We start from the raw sequence: 16,882 nt of genomic DNA, 5'->3' as shown, positions 1-16,882 counted from the left end.
TTAATTTTCACTTTTAAGATGTTAGTCAATATTTTTCACTAAAATCCAGCCAGTGTATTTTATTGGGGTATTTTGCTTATTTGGCTCATTCCAGTTGATATGATACCAATATGTACCCGTTATAATTTTTTTGTCATAATGTTTACCGTCCCATTTATAATTGTTGAATTTGTCTCCGGTAAATATCTTATTTCCGTATCTGTCATAGATGACGAATGAAAGATTGTTTTTGTAAGCCAATTCGCTATAGTCAATGACGTCATTTACGTTGTCTCCGTTTGGAGTGATGGCATTAATCAAGTTAGGTACTGTAACCTCTACTGAAGTTGGTGTACAGTTGTATGTATCTTTGACGTAGAATGTATGTTGTCCTCTTGATAAACCTGTAAACACATTAGAATCCTGCCAGTTTGCAATTCCGTCTACGGCATACTGATAGGGTGGTTTTCCTCCGTTTACAATTACAGTTGCTGTATTATTTGAAATTTCGATTTGAGTAATTACCGGATCAGGTGCCTTGATTACTTTTACCGTTTGGGTAAGGAAACATCCGTTTTTACCTAAAATAACGGTATACAATCCTGGGCTGACACCCTGAATTCCCGAAGTTGTAGCTCCTGTATTCCATTGGTAAGAATCATAACCCGGACCTGCGTCTATGTTTGTCCTTGCATCAATACAGATATATTGGTCAACCAGAAGTGGAGACTTTGTGATTGGTTTTGCCACTAAAGTAATTTTAGCATTGGCTGTACATCCTTCGTTGGTCGTTACTTTCACATAAACCACTCCTCCTGCAGACTGATAATGTACAGGATCTGCAATCATATTCACTCCTGCGTTCAGGTTGGCTAATGTAAGGTAAAATTGTTTAGTTACTAAAGGATAATCTGTTACCGGTGCTGTTGTTAAATCAAATTCAGCATAAGGATTGGTGTCGTATTGACAAGATTCTATAGTAGCATCTTTTATAACGAAAGGAACTACATTCAAGTTTAAAGTCACTTGTTCGCAGTCTTTAAATTCGGCATCATTTCCACAGAATGTATAAACAATCTTATCTGGTCCTAAATATCCTGCATTTGGAGTATATGTAATGACACCTGTTGATGTATTTAAAGTTGCAGTACCATGGGTGGGAGCTGTAAGAATGGAAACAGTTCCCGGAACCGGGGTTTGCGTAGAACTCGTAAATGCAGGTGTAATAATTGTTGTTCCGCAGATTGTTACATCTTTGGTCGTCAATTTCAGACATGTCTGTACTTTATAGATTGGCGTTGTAACCGGAGGGCAGGTTCCCATTGTTACTTTTACCGTAAAGTTTCCTGATTGTGTAGGGGTGTATGTATTTACTGTAGCTCCAGTAATGGCAACACCATTTCTGAACCATTGATAAGTCTCATAGCTGTCATCTACTTCCAGTATAATGCCAGGTACACATTCTCCTGTTTTTTTTGCAATTACAGGAATTGAAGAGAATCCGGCGAAATACCCGCCATATCCTACTGCACCACTACCTCCTGCGATACCTGCAGTAACAGCTTTAGTTGAGGTTACCGTAATATTTCCTGTGGCGTTTGGTACTGAATAAGATACCCAGTCTGTAGTTCCGGCTATTGGATATGGACCTTGAGCTGGAGGTAGGGGAGCCCCATTTACAGTAACTGCCGCACCTGTTTCGGTCAGAATATTTAATTTTACAGTATTCGTAGTTGGAGGTAAAATATTTACCATCGCAATCTCGTCAATTTTTCTAGGTAAAAAACAGTTCAAAGGCGGAATATAATTAAACCCTTCTGTTGCATTATAGTTGGGAAGACCCGCTAAAAGCTGGTAAACATATGCATTTTTTGATGTTTTTATACGCATATTGTAATGGTCATTCCCCTGATTGATATATCTATTGATAAACGTACCGTTAGGACCTTCACTTACACGAAACCACTGTCCTTCATTAAGTGTAACCAAAGGAGTTGTACCATCATTTACATACACTTCAGTGCCATTTTCCGTAGCTACGATTATGGCATCTTCTACACCGTCAGTAATATTACCATTGCCTTTTACTAAAGCAAATTCATTACCTAATCTATCAGTAGGTACCGATTGATCCATAACAATATCTGTACCTGAAAAACCTCCGGGAGGGGATAATGCAAACTGGCCATTAAAATTACCGTTAGTTATTGATATTGGTTTGTCTGATTCTATTTTTGCACCAATAAAGCCTGTTTGGTTAGCACTTGGTGTACTTGGCATTTGCCCTTCAATGATATATGATTGCCCTCTGTTTAGGTTGACAGTCATTGTTGGAGTATTAGTTCCGTTTGTACCATTTGAAAATTGAACGCCTGCACCGTATCCGGAAACCGTTACAGTTGTGTTATCTTCTGTTGCAATGATTCCGGATGTAAAGTTTAAATAAGTAGCTGAGGTTAAACCTGTAACAGGACTTGAAACTACATAGAATTTCTTTCCTAATGCAGCCTTACCTTTTGAAGTAAGAATTTCACCATGACTTGTCACAGAGAATCTGTAGTTTACAAAATAGGGTTTCTCTCCGTGGGTATATATACCTTTATTTACTTTGGTAAACATTTCACCTGCGGTAGCTGTTACCATAGCAGTGGTAGGGTTTACACCCGGTATAGCTGGTGTAGTCGGGAAGGTGAAAACCTTTGGGTCACCTTTACTAATCGTAACAGTACCTATCACTACACTATTTCCGGAAGCATCATTGGTATAGATATTTACCGGAAATGGAGTAACAGAGTCTGTTGAAAAATATAAACCTTGATAAAAGGAGCTCAATGCGGATGACCTTGCTGCCATCGGCGCAAACCAGTGATCTGTATCTCTTTGTGCAAAGAGATTACTGGCTGTAAAAAAAACTAATACTAAGCTGAGTAGAAATCTTTTCATATGGGTTGGGAATTAGGATTTCTACAAAAATAATACAATATTTGAGATGTTTTTAAAAAAATGCAAAGAATATGAAAAAATTACTCACGATTCTTTACTAAAACCCATCCTGAATACGAAACTGGTAATTTCGTATCAGGCTCTGTCCACCTGATTACATACCAATATGCTGCCGTAGGAAGAGTTCTTCCGCCCGGTTTTCCGTCCCAGATATATTTTTTATCTGCAGATTTATAAACAACTGCTCCGTATCTGTCAACCACTTCGATACTGACATTTTCTTTTATCCTTAAATCAGAATAATTTAACACATCATTTATTCCGTCTCCGTTTGGAGTAATGGCGTTTACGAGATTTAATACTAAAAATTCTTTAGTCACAGGCGAGCATCCGTCTGCTCCCAAAACATATACTTTATGAGTTCCTCTTGGTAATCCTATGAAAACGTTAGATGGTTGATAATCAATTCCGTTTAGGGAATATCTGTAAGGAGGTGTTCCTCCGGTAACATAAACGGTAGCAGTAGTTCCCACGACATCAATTTTGGTAATAGTCGGAGCCTGGGCTGTATTTACATTTACATATTGACGATAGACACAGCCATTTAAGCCTAAATCTACATAATAGTTTCCGACTCCTGCGGTGATAGTTTGCGTTATTGCTCCTGTACTCCATTTGTAGGTTGTAAAACCTGCTCCTGCGTCCAAAAGTACTTGTTCATCCGAACAAATTACCTGATCATGAAGTGTATTAGATTTTTTTGGAGATTTAAAAATAATATTTAAAGTACCTACGTTCGGACATGAACTAGAGCTTGTAAATCGTATAAAATATGTGCTGTTTGAGTTAATAACCTGTGTCGCGGCAATTGCATTGGTTGCATTTTGTGCATTGGCAAGAGTGGTGTAGAATGTTAAAGTTACATTTGGCTCTGCTGTAAATAAGGCTTTATAATCATTAAGATTTACACTTTCAGAACCGGTAAGGTCATTATCACAAACATCCACATTGGCAGTATTTGTAAGTAATGTTATTTTATTTCCAATAGCAAAGTTGATTTGACCGAAAACGGTAGGGCAGTCTCCTGTCGTAGTATCTACTCTCACATATACGGTTGTATTTGTATTGAAGTTCCAGTTTACGGGAAGTGTATTGTTGTTTCCAACATTCGCATCGGCCTGGCTTAAATAATATCTTACGTTAAAGTTTGCGGGGTTTGTTACAATTTGAGGAGTAACATTGGCGAAATTCACCGCTACAATTCCATCAAAATTATCATCACAAATATTTGCATTAAAGGCAGCAGTGTTAATATTGGGAGAAGGACTTAAAGACAAGGTAATCTGGGCTACGTTTGAACATCCGTAAGCCGAGGCTACATTAGCGTAAATAGTCCCTGCCGGTCCCGTGTACGCTGTAGGAGTTGAGATCTGCCCAGTTAAGTTTGAGTTTGTAAAATAAGTAACCGTTGTTCCTGTATTGGGAGAAAGGTTTGCTGAAGTCAGGTTATAAGTTCCGTTTCCGTTTGCATTGGTACAAGATGTTAAAGATACATTATTGACCTGCAAAACATCTATATTGATGACTATTTTAAAATATTCAAAAGCAAAGGGATTTCCATTTCCTTGAATATAATAAACAAAAGTATCTGTAGTATTAGCTGTAATTCCTGCATTCGGAGTATAAGTAATTTGTCCTGTTGTAGGGTTTACGGTTGCTGTTCCTGAAGTAGGCTGAGAAATGATACTTGTAAGTGATGGAACGATAGTTTGTGTTGAATTTGTAAAAGTAGGCGTAATGACTTTTGTTCCACAAGAACCGAGAGTGTAAGTTGTTGTGGAAATTGGAGGGCACAATGTGTAATTGTATACCGCTGTTAATCTCGTTTCACAATTATTTTTCGTAACTGAACAAGTATAAGCTCCGGCTCCGTATAGTTCAGGGTTAATAGAAAAAGATGTCGCTCCGGGAATAGGATTTCCATTAAAATACCATTGATAGGCATCATAATTATTATCTACCTGAAGTAAAACTCCGGCATAACAGTCTCCTGTTTTTGTAATTGCCGGGACTGAAGAAAATCCTGCAAAATATCCTCCATAGCCCACTGCACCACTACCGGCTGCAATTCCTGCCGTCATGGCCTTGTTAGAATTTACCGTGATATTTCCGGTTACGTTTTGAATCGAGTAACTTACCCAATTTGGATTTCCTGTTACCGGATATGGTCCGTTTGCTGTTGCAATGGCATTTCCGTTCAGTGTTACCGTGGCCCCGGATTGTGTGATAATATTCAATCTTGTAGCGAAGGTTTGTCCGCCAATTCTGTTAATATACCCGATTTCTTCAATTTTATTAGGCATAAAACAACTCAACGGTGGAATAAAATTCATCCCCCCTGACGCATATTCGTTTCCGTTGGTTGCTCCTGATAATAATTGATAGACATAAACGTTTTTTGAAGCGGAAATATTCATATTGTAATGACCATTTCCCTGATTGATATATCTTGCGGACGGAACTAAATAATATTGCCCTGCATTAAGGTTGGTTGTAGCTCCTGTTCCGTTAAAAGTAACCTGGGTATTATTTTCTGTTGCGATGATAAGTGCCGTTTCCATTTGAGAGGTAACCGTTCCGTTACCTTTTACCACCACGAAATCTTTTCCTAATCTGTCCACAGGCACAGCCTGATCCATCAGAACATCATTATTGGTAAGATTTACACTTGTGTAGGCTCCGTTGAAATTTCCGTTGGTAACAGAAATTGGTTTAGTTGCTACAATTTTAGCCCCTACCAAACCTGTTCTATTGATATTAGACCAAGAACTTACAACATCTAAAATGTATGATTTCCCTTTATTAATGGTAAATGTTCTCGTAGGAGAAGAAATACCGTCTGAAAAAGTAATATTCGGATTATATCCTGAAATTGTAACAGTCGTATTATCTTCAGTTGCAGTAACACCGATAGTTGCACTCATGTGATCTTCAGAGCCTGAAATAGGTGCTACTCCTGCGAAAAAAGTGGTTCCTAGACCTGCTGCACCTTTTGAAGTAAGAATTTCAGCATGATTGGAAAGAGAGAACCTGTAATTAGCAAAGAACTTTTTAGTTCCCTTCACATTCAATCCCATATTATTTTGAGTAAATAATTGTGACTGAGTGGCCGTAATCATAAACTGATTGGGAATAATTACCTGTGCGGGATTTCCTTTACTTACGTTTACGGTTGTAAAAAGTGTATTATTATTAAAAATTTGTACAGGAAACGGAGTAGTTTCGTCTGTTGAAAGGTACAGGTAACCTTCAAGGCCATTGATTCCTGCTTTTGCAGACATTGGAGCAAACCAATGTTCTGTATCTAATTGTGCATTAGCAAATAAACAAAGAAAAGTACAAATAGTTAGTAGAAATTTTTTCATGCTTTTTAATAAGGGGCTGCAAATGTAAGTATTAATAACCAAATTTTTATATAATATTTACCTTGAGTTTGCTTAAAAGCCAGAATTGTTAAATATTTAATAATTTGTTAATAATGGATGTGTTTTCATATTTGGTGAAATAAAAAGTCCCGATGAATTTTTTTCATCGGGACTGGTATTTGTCTGAAAGATTGATTAAGCTAAGCTTACTCTTATAAATCCTGTTACTTTAAGGTCTCCGCTTACAGATTTTACATAGTCAGCAACTGAGATACCATTATCTTTGATGAAAGACTGGTGTACCAAAGTGTTGTCTTTGTAGAATCTCTGCATTTTACCTTTAAGGATATTTTCAATAATATTCTCAGGCTTACCTTCTTTTACTAAAAGTTCTCTTTCGATTTCCAATTCTTTGTCGATAGTCTCCTGAGAAACTGAAGTTTCGTCAAGAGCGATTGGGTTCATCGCAGCAACCTGCATAGAAACAGATTTTGCAGCTTCGTCACCTCCGTCTACTTTAGCAGAAAGAGCTGTGATAGCAGCGATTTTGTTTCCGGCGTGGATGTAAGCTCCCAGGAAAGGACCTTCGATTCTTTCGAAAGCACCAATTTCAATTTTTTCACCGATAACACCTGTTTGCTCGATTAATTTCTCAGCAACAGTGATTCCGTGGAAATCTGTAGCTAAAAGCTCTTCTTTGGTAGCAGCAAAAACAGCCATTTCAGCAATTTCGTAAGCCAGCTCAATGAAAGCTTCGTTTTTAGCAACAAAGTCAGTCTCACAGTTTAGAGAGATGATAGCACCTAAAGTGTTATCTTCGTTTACTCTAGCGATTACAGCACCTTCAGAAGACTCTCTGTCAGCTCTGTTAGCTGCAACTTTCTGTCCTTTTTTTCTAAGGATATCTACCGCTTTTTCGAAATCTCCTTCAGCTTCAACTAAAGCTTTTTTGCAGTCCATCATACCTGCACCTGTTTGGTTTCTTAATTTCGCTACGTCTGCAGCAACTGGTGTATAAGACATAATATCTATTTATTTTTTTATTGTAAGGTTAGTATTAATTTTTAGCTTAATTTTAAAGCAGTGCAAAGATAATGATTTTAATGACAAACTAAAAAATGACTTTTTGCGTTATTTGTATATTTAATAAATTTTTAAATAATTGATTGATGAAAAAAATCTTTCTCCTTATATTTTTATGCATTTTTACTCTAGGCTTTTCGCAAAAGAAGAAAAAATCAAAATCTAAGGCTGTTGCTGAAAAAGAGACACTTATTATCTATACTGAGCAAGATGCCGAGAGTACGAAAGAAGCCAGAATCATTGCCGGGTTTTTAAAACAAAATCCGGGACATGCCAAAACAGATTATTTTAAAAAGAAACTGATTGAAATAATTATGGCAGATAATTCTCCTGAAGCCAAACCTACCATTACTCCGCTTAACAGAGAAGAGGTGGCAAAAATTGTAAAAAATGAATCAAAAGATACTAAAACGATTGCTTCAAATGCCAAACCGGTATCCTCATCTACAGCTTCAGCTCCGGAAAGGACGGTAAATTATGCAAGTGTAGGAAATACAAGTAAAAAATCTGAACCTAGCGAAAAAAATAAAAAAACTGCTGCGATGCTGACGCATATGTTTAATAATGATCCGATGGACAAGGAAGCTTACATCAATATTAAGAACAGATCAAAATGTAATTTAATTGTAAAAATCTCCGGAAAAAAATACTACAATCTCGATGTTCCCGCAAATGGGCAAAATTTTATTTTGATTGATAAAGGAGAATATGTTTTGACAACAATGGTCTGTGATGCCAAATATTCTTCATTAAAGAATATCAGAAAGGATATCGAAATTGAATTGAATCTAAGAGATGACTAGATTAAAACTAAACGATATGTAAAAAGGTTAAGAAATTTTCTTAACCTTTTTTATTTGAAAAATAATTGAAATAAATTTTTAACACTTACAATTGATTAGGATGTTTTTATCAATGTATAAGGATAGAATAGTTGATTTTTTTAATTGTAATTGTTTGATTTGTAAAATGTTGTAAAAGCACAACAAAATTTGTTGAATTTCTTTTACAATAATGATGAGACTTTTATTCTTATGTTTGTGAAACAATAAACAGATAAATTTTATACAATTATGAAAAAAATTATTTTATTAGCAGCTTTCACAGTTGCAGGATTAGTAAGTGCAAAAACAACATCCATTACTTACAAAATTGAAGAGCCTAAAAAGGATCGAGAACAAAAAATAGAATGTAAAGATAGACAAGGAATTCAGCAACAAACACAGTTTAATTGTATTTCTTATACTTTATCATGTGGATGGCCGAGCTTTGCCTGTGGATACAGTACCATAGAAATTTTAATGGCTGTATGGGAAAATGATAGTAATGTTTGTGGGTAATTTATTAAGACTATGCGATTACTTCTTTATATAATATTTCTTTTAAATATTTGCTTTTTTAAATCACAAAATTTAAAAAGCGATGGTATGAAAATCTTTACTTATAGACTGACTTATCTTTCCGATTCAATGGATACTAATAGTAGGAAACAAGAAGATTTTGATCTGCAAATCTTGGGAAATAAATCGTGCTTTGTAAGTAACAATTATAAATTTGGATTTCAAAATATAAGAATGATGGCTGCAAGTGGACAAGGATTGGCTACTGCTACAGGAAATATTATGAAACTTCCTAAAAGTTCATTTAGATATTCTTTATATAAAGAAAATAACAATGTCATTTATTATGAGAAAGTATATTCATATGGATTAAAATATAATGAAAAGATTTCTTTTAATTGGAAATTAACAGGAGAAAAGAAAAAAATTGATATTTACAATTGTAGTGAAGCTATTACAAATTATGGGGGTAGAACTTGGATTGCGTGGTATACCGACGAAATTCCAATATCTGAGGGGCCTTATAAATTTAAAGGTTTACCAGGAATGATTATTCAGCTATATGACACGAAAAATCAATATAACTTTTCTTTAATAGAAGTACAGCTAAATAAAGATTATTCAATTTTTTATGATGATACCTTCAATAATTATAAAGAAATTTCAAGAAAAGAATTTTTTGAATCCAGCATGAATTTAAAAAATAACTATGTTAATAATATAGAGAATCAAGGAATAACTTTTTTGGTTAAAGATAAAGCAGATATTCAACGAAATATTAATAGAAAAAGTAATAATCCAATAGAATTAAAGTAATAAGGAAAGATTAAAGCTATCTCAATATTTTTGAGATAGTTTCTTTTTATAATGACTTATTAATTTTTTTTGATTTTCAATGTGTTATAAAGATATAGCAAAATTTGTGAAATTTCTTTTATAATGGTTATGAGATAAATAATATTGAACCGACAATCCTGTTAAAATAGTGTTTATATGAAAAGTAAATTAATATATATGTTGGGTTTTATTTTGAATTTTCTTCTTTTTTCCGCCCAAAATAATAGGGCAGTTATGGAAATAAATTATGAAACAAAAATTATTTCAGATAGCTTAAATAGGGACAAAATAAATATTTTCGCTTCGGTTTTAGCATGCAATAATATAGAATCAGTTTATTACAGCAAGGAAGCTAAAGCATTTTATAATGGGATTTCATCCCAAACAATAAATACAAGTTACGGAGCAATTCCCAAATATCCTAAATCTGTTGGAAGCGTTTATAAATCAAATGAAAAATTATGGGTTTCTTTACCCGTTGGGAAATACATTTTTACTTTTGAAGAACCTAAATTGAAATGGGAAATTCTTGATGATACCAGGGACATTAAAGGTTTTAAAAGCCGTTTGGCTAAAACCATCACTGATACAGGTGATTCTTTTTTTGCATGGTTTACAAATGATATTGCTATTCCTGATGGTCCGTTTCGTTTTAAAGGGCTTTCTGGATTGATTCTGGAGGTTTATAATAAAAATAAAACTATTGAAATCTATGCAACTGATATTAAGAAATCTGATGAAGTTATAGAACCATTAAATTATGGAGATGATGTCAAAACTAAATCTAAAAAACAGTTCTTAGAAGCAAGAAAAAATTACCATGAAAATCCTTCTATGTATAATGGAAATATAAGACTTTTAGACGGAAACGGTAATGATAAGACTAAAAGTATGACGGATAGAATAAAACGTATCAATACTTTTCTTGATTAAAATAACAATACAATACTTTAATTTTAAAAATTCAACTATGAAAAAATTATTTTTTATCGGAGCATTAGCCTTTTCAGCGTTTACATTTGCTAATAAAAAAGAACTAAAAACTGAAGTTAGACAAGAAAAAATTTCTGTAATGAAAGAGCTTACAAAAGAACAAAAAAATGTATTAGCCTTACTTATTCAGTGGTGGTCTGTTTCATATACCAATGCTTGTGGAGGAACCAATACTGTATTTTTTCAATCGAATAATGCAGATGGGAGCGCTGGATTTATTAGAGAATTAGCTTTTGCTGTAAATTCAACTTACGGAGATTGTTAGGGTTAAATTTGTTTATCTCAATTAAAAGGCATGAATGGTTTCGTTCTGCTTTTAGTATTTTTATGAAAACATTACTTGTGTTTTATTATTTATCTTTTCAACCAAGTCTGAACAAGAATTTCTACTTTTATGAATAGCAAAATAAAATAGAAGCTATTTCAATGCCTTGTATGAGCTCATCGGAATGATCTTCTATGAGCCTAATGAAAAAAGAAGAGCAGAGCAATTCAATCAAAAAGAATAAAAGAACCACAACTATATATTGAATATGGTTGATATAATAAAAGCCTTGCAAAATTTGCAAGGCTTTTATTTTTATCTTTAAGTCAAATCAATGAAAAAATTATTTCTGATTGATAAGCTTTTCTAATTGTTCGCTAAATTTTATGGCGGATGACTCATCAGTAATTATCATATTTATTATGACTTTTCCTTTTTGCACTCCAACACCTCCTGCACCAGTTTTATCCTTGTTTTCAATATTATTGGTAACCTGAATTTTCTGGTCATCTTTAAAAAGATCAGAGATTTCCACATCAAGAATTTCCGCTAATTTGGGAATATATTGAGATTTTACATCAAAAGTTTCGTTTTCCCAATTGATATAAGTAACTCTATCAATATTTAACCTGTCTGCAATTTCTTGCTGAGAAAGTTTAGTTTTGTTTCTTAATCTTTTAAGATTTGTGCCTATTCCCATAATTATTTTTATCCTTTAAACTGGCCCATTGCGATGAATTTATCCTGTCTTTGGGTTTCAAGCTCTTTTCCTGTGAATTTTGAGAAAGCTTTGATATTCTGTAAAATAGAAGTCTTTAAGTTCAGATAAGCAATCTCAGGATCGTAGTGTGCTCCTCCAAGTGGTTCCTCAATGATTCCATCAATGAATTTCTCTCTTAAAGCATCTTTTGGAGTAAGATTCAATGCATTGGCAGCATCTTCTTTGTGATCCCAGTTTCTCCAAAGGATTGATGAGCAGCTTTCAGGTGCAATTACAGTATACCAGGTATTTTCAAGCATATAAACTTTATTTCCCACACCAATTCCCAATGCTCCGCCACTTGCTCCTTCACCAATGATGTATGTGAAGATTGGTGTTTTTAGCTGTACCATTTCGAAAATATTTCTCGCAATAGCTTCACCTTGTCCTCTTTCCTCGGCTTCCAATCCCGGATAAGCTCCCGGTGTATCAACTAAAGTCACCACGGGGATCTGGAATTTTTCAGCAAGTTTCATTAATCTTAAAGCTTTTCTGTATCCTTCAGGATTTGGCATCCCGAATCTTCTGTGTTGTCTTTCTTTAGTTGTTCTCCCTTTTTGGGTTCCTATAATCATTACTCTCTGACCGTCAAGAGTGGCTAATCCACCTACCATTGCCGGATCATCAGCAAAATTTCTGTCTCCGTGAAGTTCTAAAAAACTTCCTTTATCTGCGATCCCTTTGATATAATCGAATGCGTAAGGACGATTCGGGTGACGAGATAGTTGTACTCTCTGCCAAGGTGTAAGATTGCCATAGATTTCTTTTTTCTTTTCTATGATTTTATCCTCTATTTGGCTGCATGCTAATTTTACATCAACACCACTTTCTTCTCCTACCAAAGAACATGTCTGAAGTTGATCTACTAGTTCTTTTATAGGAAGTTCGAAACTTAAATATTCCATTTCTTGAAGTAAATTAAATCTTTCAAATTTATGAAAAATTATGAGAACCTATTTAAAATTATTTATGGCATTGTTTATTCTGGTGATACTTTCTTGTTTTCCAAGGATTTCCAGGATATCCGGAACATCCGGTCCCTTCAATTCTCCTACTAAAGCTAAACGTAGCGGCATCATCACTTTACCCATTCCTAAACCTTTTTCTTCGGCCAGCTCATGCATTGTTTGTTTTAAAGTTTCGGCTTTAAAATCTGCAAGTTCTAATTTTAAGATAAGATCTCCTAAAATTGCTGAAGTTTCATCGTTCCATGCTTTTTTTGATGCTTTTTCATCATAGGAAGCCGGTGCTTCGAAGAAAAACCTTCCGTTTTCATAAATATCGTTCGGGAAAGTAGCTCTTTCTTTCATCAAATGAACGATTCTTAAAAGCTTTTCGTCTTCAATATGTATATTTAAATCAGAATTTTTTAGAAGTTGTAGCAGCTCTTCGTCAGATTTCATCTGAATATACTGATGGTTAAACCATTCTGCTTTTTCTTTGTTGAATCTTGCTCCTGCTTTGTGAACTTTATTTAAATCAAATTCTTTGGCCATCTCATCTAACGATAAAATTTCTTTATCATCAGCAGGCGACCAGCCCAGAAGAGCAACCATATTGATGAATGCTTCCGGAAGATAACCGCTTTCTCTGTACCCTTGAGAAATATTTCCGGTTGCTGGATCCGTGAAATTCAACGGGAAAACAGGAAAACCGAATTTGTCGCCGTCTCTTTTGCTTAATTTTCCTTTTCCTTCCGGTTTTAAAATTAGCGAGAGGTGCGCAAACTGTGGCGCTTCCCAACCCATTGCTTCATACAATAAAGTATGCAGGCCTAAAGACGGCAACCATTCTTCGCCACGAATAACGTGAGAAATTTCCATTTCGTGATCATCGATGATATTGGCAAAATGGTAAGTCGGCATTCCGTCATTTTTTACCAATACTTTATCATCTAAAGTATTGGTATTCACTGACGATTTTCCGCGAATAATGTCTTCAAGATTTAATGTTCTGTCAACCGGCATTTTGAATCTTACAACGTAAGGTGTTTTTTCTGCCAATAATTTTTGAACCTCCTCTTCAGAAAGTGCAATGCTGTTTCTTAAACGGTTTCTTGTTCTGTTGTCATAAGAGAAAACATCTCCCTTAGCTTCATATTCAGCACGAATGGCATCCAATTCTTCCGCTGTATCAAAAGCGATATAAGCATAATCTGTTTTTAGGATCTGCTCCGTATATCTGTCATAAATATCTCTTCTTTCAGATTGCCTGTAAGGAGCAAATCTGCCCCCTTTTTTAGGACTTTCGTCAGCGATGATTCCACACCATTCCAAAGCTTCTTCAATATATTCTTCAGCGCCTTCTACATATCTTGCGGTATCAGTATCTTCTATTCTTAATACAAATTCACCTCCCTGATTTTTAGCGAAAAGGTAATCATATAATGCGGTCCTTACGCCTCCTAAATGCAAAGGTCCTGTGGGACTTGGTGCAAAACGCACACGGATTTTACTCATAATTATATCTTAATGATGCAAATTTAAATAGAGTTTCTTGTAAAAAAAGAATTCTATTTTGGATTTTTGATAAGAATATAGTTTTTATATTCTCCAAAACGGATATTTAATAAATCTTCTATCGGTTGCAGATATTTATCTTTCTTTTTCCAGACAGCCTGAGAAGTGTCATGATTAAAAACAAAATCATAGTTGGCAATAGCTTCTGCCATTACTTTTGGGTGGCTTCCTTTGAATTTTGTAACTCTGTCTACTGTATTATAATTGAATTCATCTTTTGGGGCTTTCTCTAATTTCTTTTCAGTATGACCATAATAGTATACAAAATTATTAGCCTTTAGAGACATGGTTCTTTTAGATTTCACAGAACTGTAATGGTATACAGGTGCATTTAACGCTAATACTCTCAGTTTTTCACCTTTTTCAAAGCCATTTTCATAATTTTCGACAGAATTGAATTTTCTGAATCCCTGAGAATCTATGTAAGCCCTTATATTCGGATTGTATTTGAAAATTCGTATTTCATTTTTATGGACTCTTCTGCTGTTGCGAATACTGTTGTAATCTCCCCAAAAATGAATGAAAGGCTGAAGTAATCCTTCAATTTCTTTATATTGATTGGCTTCCTCTATTTTTTTTAAGATTAAAGGATAGTCATTTTCATGTAGCACTTCATCTGCCTGAATATGAATCACCCAATCTGTTGGTTTTGAAATATTAGTGAATGCGATATTGCATTGTTGAGCAAATATTTTACCTCCTTTGGTCATAGAATCATCCCAAACTGTGTCAATGATTTTGATTTTTGGATCTCCAATATTTTCAATAGCTTCCCTTGTTCCGTCTGTAGAATCTCCCACAGCAATTACAAATTCGCTACATAAAGGAAGAACTGATTTGATTGATTCTATGAAAGGAACTCCATAGGTAAAGCCATTTCTGACATAGCTGAATGCACTGATTTTCATTTGAAAAAATTTGGAATTAGCAAAGGTCTTATTTTTTTCCTAAATTACAATTTATTTATAAAATTTAATTTTATTTTTGTTATCAATAAAAAGTTACAGATATGTTAGAAATAGGAGAGAGACCTTGGGGAAAGTATTATGTTTTAGCTGATGAACCAAACTATAAGCTAAAGAGAATTGAGGTAAATCCTGGTCAGAAATTATCTTATCAATATCACCACAAAAGACAAGAGCAATGGACTGTGATTGAGGGTGATGCAACTGTTGTTTTAGATGATAAAGAAATCAAATTAGCTTATGGTGAGAGTATTTTTATTCCATTAGGAGCAAAACACAGAATGATGAACCTTTCTGACAAACCTGTTGTTTTTATTGAAGTGCAGACCGGGACTTATTTTGGTGAGGATGATATTGTGAGGATTGAGGATGAGTATGATAGAGAATAAAGCATTCATAGACTAAGAATGTCAATTCATAATAAATAAGCAAAATTTGTCATTGCTTTTGCTTCTATTCTTTTCGCTTTTTTGCTCAAAACAAGAAGAGAGTTATTCGCTGAAAATATAGAGTCTCTATCAAACAATAATAAAGGTTATATGGGGCACAGATTATCTGACCGATATTGGGACTATTAATGTTCTTGCGAATGGGAATTATCCTAGACAAAATAATGTTGGAGTAGCCGGTGCAGATACTAATACTACGAGATATGAAAGCTCTACTGTTCTCTCAAATGATGGATTAAACTGGGCTTCTTCAAATGGAACTTTATTATTCAACAGCTAATGCTAGTACAGTAGGTGGTGAATGTAAAAACAATGGCATTTTATTCTATGCTTATTCATATCAGAAAGTCGGAAGTGTTCCGATTTATCAATATTGGAATACTAATAATAGTGATCATTATTATAATGTAGATAATTTACCTATTTACTGTAGGTGAAGGTGTAAATGGGTGAATGAAAGGTATGACATTTTATGCTTATCCTGCCAATTAATTGTTTATAAATATTAAAATAGTTTAAATCTTTTTGTTTTCTTTTTCCAATTACTCTGAAAAATAATACCTAAGTACATTTTTTTTAATTTATCAATATTGTGAAACTTTTTTTCTAATATATATTGTTTTTCATAATGATATACTTTAAAAAAACCTTCAATAGGATAAATGTCTATAAGTTTGCTTTTTAAAAGATATTCTCCATAAATTACACATTCAGAAGGAGATGTTACTGCATCAATTTCATTAAAGAAATCTATAAAGGTTTTATTACGTTGTTTTAGATATACTTCTATAAAATGATTCCAAACCTTGCAGCTCCATAAATAAGGAGAAGGTCCATAATCCCATTCCTTACCTTTATTTCCGAATAGAGTACGAGTAGTTCTTAAAGCTTCCTTAAAAAAAATATTTTCAGAGTCGAGTCCTATATTTTCCATGGTTTCTAAAAACGGCTTGGATTCATGCATTATTGTATAAGGGGTTTCGTCATCATAAAGGAAATCTGAATAATAAAAATCTTTAATAAATTCTGAGTCAGAGTCGATACATAAATAATTTTTGCAAATATCCAATCGGTATACATGAGATTTGATTATCTGTTGATACCTCCATCCATCAGTATTATTTGCTGTAATGATATCAGAATCTTTATAAAGATTATAATCTTTAAATTCGCTTTTAAAAAAATCAAAATCTTCATCATTAACAGAAATAATGACTGGAATTTCATCTTTATTGTACTTTTCTATTGATTCAATAAGATTTTTTACCCTATCAAAATCAGGCCTATATGTCTTAATAAATAAAATTAAAGAATGCATTGGCTA

General features: G+C 34.0%; 15 protein-coding genes. 7 read left to right on the top strand and 8 right to left on the bottom strand.

The window, feature by feature from the left end; translation table 11 throughout:
* Positions 1–21: 21 nt before the first annotated feature.
* The 3 genes from ACM39_RS15540 to tsf all read right to left on the bottom strand — a co-directional run bounded on the left by ACM39_RS15540 (position 22) and on the right by tsf (position 7,370).
* Positions 22–2,922: a T9SS C-terminal target domain-containing protein gene (locus ACM39_RS15540; protein ID WP_048511952.1), complete on the bottom strand. Its 2,901-nt coding sequence runs from the start codon at positions 2,920–2,922 to the stop codon at positions 22–24.
* An 80-nt stretch (positions 2,923–3,002) separates the two neighbouring features.
* Entirely contained in the window at positions 3,003–6,347 is a 3,345-nt protein-coding gene (locus ACM39_RS15535) for a T9SS type B sorting domain-containing protein (RefSeq protein ID WP_048511951.1), read from the bottom strand.
* A gap of 195 nt (positions 6,348–6,542) precedes the next feature.
* Positions 6,543–7,370 (bottom strand): translation elongation factor Ts, encoded by an 828-nt coding sequence (gene tsf, locus ACM39_RS15530; protein WP_048511950.1) that lies wholly within the window; start codon positions 7,368–7,370, stop codon positions 6,543–6,545.
* Positions 7,371–7,516: 146 nt separating this feature from the next.
* Here tsf and ACM39_RS15525 point away from each other — a divergent pair, with 146 nt between their 5' ends.
* The 5 genes from ACM39_RS15525 (at position 7,517) to ACM39_RS15505 (ending at position 10,865) form a co-directional block, all read left to right on the top strand.
* Positions 7,517–8,233 (top strand): DUF6759 domain-containing protein, encoded by a 717-nt coding sequence (locus tag ACM39_RS15525; protein WP_048511949.1) that lies wholly within the window; start codon positions 7,517–7,519, stop codon positions 8,231–8,233.
* Positions 8,234–8,503: 270 nt separating this feature from the next.
* Positions 8,504–8,770: a hypothetical protein gene (locus ACM39_RS15520; RefSeq protein WP_048511948.1), complete on the top strand. Its 267-nt coding sequence runs from the start codon at positions 8,504–8,506 to the stop codon at positions 8,768–8,770.
* A 12-nt stretch (positions 8,771–8,782) separates the two neighbouring features.
* Positions 8,783–9,586 carry a GLPGLI family protein gene (locus ACM39_RS15515; RefSeq protein WP_082140621.1) on the top strand — a complete coding sequence of 268 codons (804 nt, stop codon included), beginning with the start codon at positions 8,783–8,785 and terminating at the stop codon, positions 9,584–9,586.
* Between the two features lie 177 nt (positions 9,587–9,763).
* A complete protein-coding gene (locus ACM39_RS15510) occupies positions 9,764–10,540 on the top strand; it encodes a GLPGLI family protein (RefSeq protein WP_082140620.1) in 777 nt (258 codons plus the stop codon).
* 37 nt (positions 10,541–10,577) lie between these two features.
* Positions 10,578–10,865, top strand: coding sequence for a hypothetical protein (locus ACM39_RS15505; RefSeq protein ID WP_048511945.1), 288 nt, complete (start codon positions 10,578–10,580; stop codon positions 10,863–10,865).
* 343 nt (positions 10,866–11,208) lie between these two features.
* On the opposite strand, the gene ACM39_RS15500 is transcribed toward ACM39_RS15505, so the two are convergent.
* Genes ACM39_RS15500 through ACM39_RS15485 form a run of 4 tightly spaced genes read right to left on the bottom strand, consistent with a single transcriptional unit; the run spans position 11,209 to position 15,052 of the window.
* Positions 11,209–11,565 (bottom strand): helix-turn-helix transcriptional regulator, encoded by a 357-nt coding sequence (locus ACM39_RS15500; protein WP_048511944.1) that lies wholly within the window; start codon positions 11,563–11,565, stop codon positions 11,209–11,211.
* Between the two features lie 8 nt (positions 11,566–11,573).
* Positions 11,574–12,530: an acetyl-CoA carboxylase carboxyltransferase subunit alpha gene (locus ACM39_RS15495; RefSeq protein WP_048511943.1), complete on the bottom strand. Its 957-nt coding sequence runs from the start codon at positions 12,528–12,530 to the stop codon at positions 11,574–11,576.
* Positions 12,531–12,578: 48 nt separating this feature from the next.
* The gene (gene gltX / locus ACM39_RS15490; protein ID WP_048511942.1) at positions 12,579–14,084 is read right to left on the bottom strand and encodes a glutamate--tRNA ligase; all 1,506 of its coding nucleotides are present in this window, start codon (positions 14,082–14,084) and stop codon (positions 12,579–12,581) included.
* Positions 14,085–14,137: 53 nt separating this feature from the next.
* Positions 14,138–15,052, bottom strand: a complete 915-nt coding sequence (locus ACM39_RS15485) for a hypothetical protein (RefSeq protein WP_048511941.1) — start codon at positions 15,050–15,052, stop codon at positions 14,138–14,140.
* Between the two features lie 101 nt (positions 15,053–15,153).
* Here ACM39_RS15485 and ACM39_RS15480 point away from each other — a divergent pair, with 101 nt between their 5' ends.
* Both ACM39_RS15480 and ACM39_RS19115 read left to right on the top strand, forming a co-directional pair.
* A complete protein-coding gene (locus ACM39_RS15480) occupies positions 15,154–15,498 on the top strand; it encodes a phosphomannose isomerase type II C-terminal cupin domain (protein WP_048511940.1) in 345 nt (114 codons plus the stop codon).
* Positions 15,499–15,812: 314 nt separating this feature from the next.
* On the top strand, positions 15,813–15,995 hold the full coding sequence (locus tag ACM39_RS19115) for a hypothetical protein (protein ID WP_131701468.1): 183 nt from the start codon (positions 15,813–15,815) through the stop codon (positions 15,993–15,995).
* 68 nt (positions 15,996–16,063) lie between these two features.
* On the opposite strand, the gene ACM39_RS15475 is transcribed toward ACM39_RS19115, so the two are convergent.
* Positions 16,064–16,876: a DUF6492 family protein gene (locus ACM39_RS15475; RefSeq protein WP_048511939.1), complete on the bottom strand. Its 813-nt coding sequence runs from the start codon at positions 16,874–16,876 to the stop codon at positions 16,064–16,066.
* Positions 16,877–16,882 lie beyond the last annotated feature (6 nt).

Source organism: Chryseobacterium sp. FH2 (genome assembly GCF_001045455.1).
GTDB lineage: Bacteria > Bacteroidota > Bacteroidia > Flavobacteriales > Weeksellaceae > Chryseobacterium.
The sequence above is the reverse complement of the archived record's forward strand: the minus strand, read 5'-3'. Positions and strand labels throughout refer to the sequence as shown.

Bases quoted from the DNA above. Each gene is read 5' to 3' on its own strand.
- ACM39_RS15540 (WP_048511952.1), bottom strand. From the start codon at position 2,922: ATGAAAAGATTTCTACTCAGCTTAGTATTAGTTTTTTTTACAGCCAGT.
- ACM39_RS15535 (WP_048511951.1), bottom strand. From the start codon at position 6,347: ATGAAAAAATTTCTACTAACTATTTGTACTTTTCTTTGTTTATTTGCT.
- tsf (WP_048511950.1), bottom strand. From the start codon at position 7,370: ATGTCTTATACACCAGTTGCTGCAGACGTAGCGAAATTAAGAAACCAA.
- ACM39_RS15525 (WP_048511949.1), top strand. From the start codon at position 7,517: ATGAAAAAAATCTTTCTCCTTATATTTTTATGCATTTTTACTCTAGGC.
- ACM39_RS15520 (WP_048511948.1), top strand. From the start codon at position 8,504: ATGAAAAAAATTATTTTATTAGCAGCTTTCACAGTTGCAGGATTAGTA.
- ACM39_RS15515 (WP_082140621.1), top strand. From the start codon at position 8,783: ATGCGATTACTTCTTTATATAATATTTCTTTTAAATATTTGCTTTTTT.
- ACM39_RS15510 (WP_082140620.1), top strand. From the start codon at position 9,764: ATGAAAAGTAAATTAATATATATGTTGGGTTTTATTTTGAATTTTCTT.
- ACM39_RS15505 (WP_048511945.1), top strand. From the start codon at position 10,578: ATGAAAAAATTATTTTTTATCGGAGCATTAGCCTTTTCAGCGTTTACA.
- ACM39_RS15500 (WP_048511944.1), bottom strand. From the start codon at position 11,565: ATGGGAATAGGCACAAATCTTAAAAGATTAAGAAACAAAACTAAACTT.
- ACM39_RS15495 (WP_048511943.1), bottom strand. From the start codon at position 12,530: ATGGAATATTTAAGTTTCGAACTTCCTATAAAAGAACTAGTAGATCAA.
- gltX (WP_048511942.1), bottom strand. From the start codon at position 14,084: ATGAGTAAAATCCGTGTGCGTTTTGCACCAAGTCCCACAGGACCTTTG.
- ACM39_RS15485 (WP_048511941.1), bottom strand. From the start codon at position 15,052: ATGAAAATCAGTGCATTCAGCTATGTCAGAAATGGCTTTACCTATGGA.
- ACM39_RS15480 (WP_048511940.1), top strand. From the start codon at position 15,154: ATGTTAGAAATAGGAGAGAGACCTTGGGGAAAGTATTATGTTTTAGCT.
- ACM39_RS19115 (WP_131701468.1), top strand. From the start codon at position 15,813: ATGGAACTTTATTATTCAACAGCTAATGCTAGTACAGTAGGTGGTGAA.
- ACM39_RS15475 (WP_048511939.1), bottom strand. From the start codon at position 16,876: ATGCATTCTTTAATTTTATTTATTAAGACATATAGGCCTGATTTTGAT.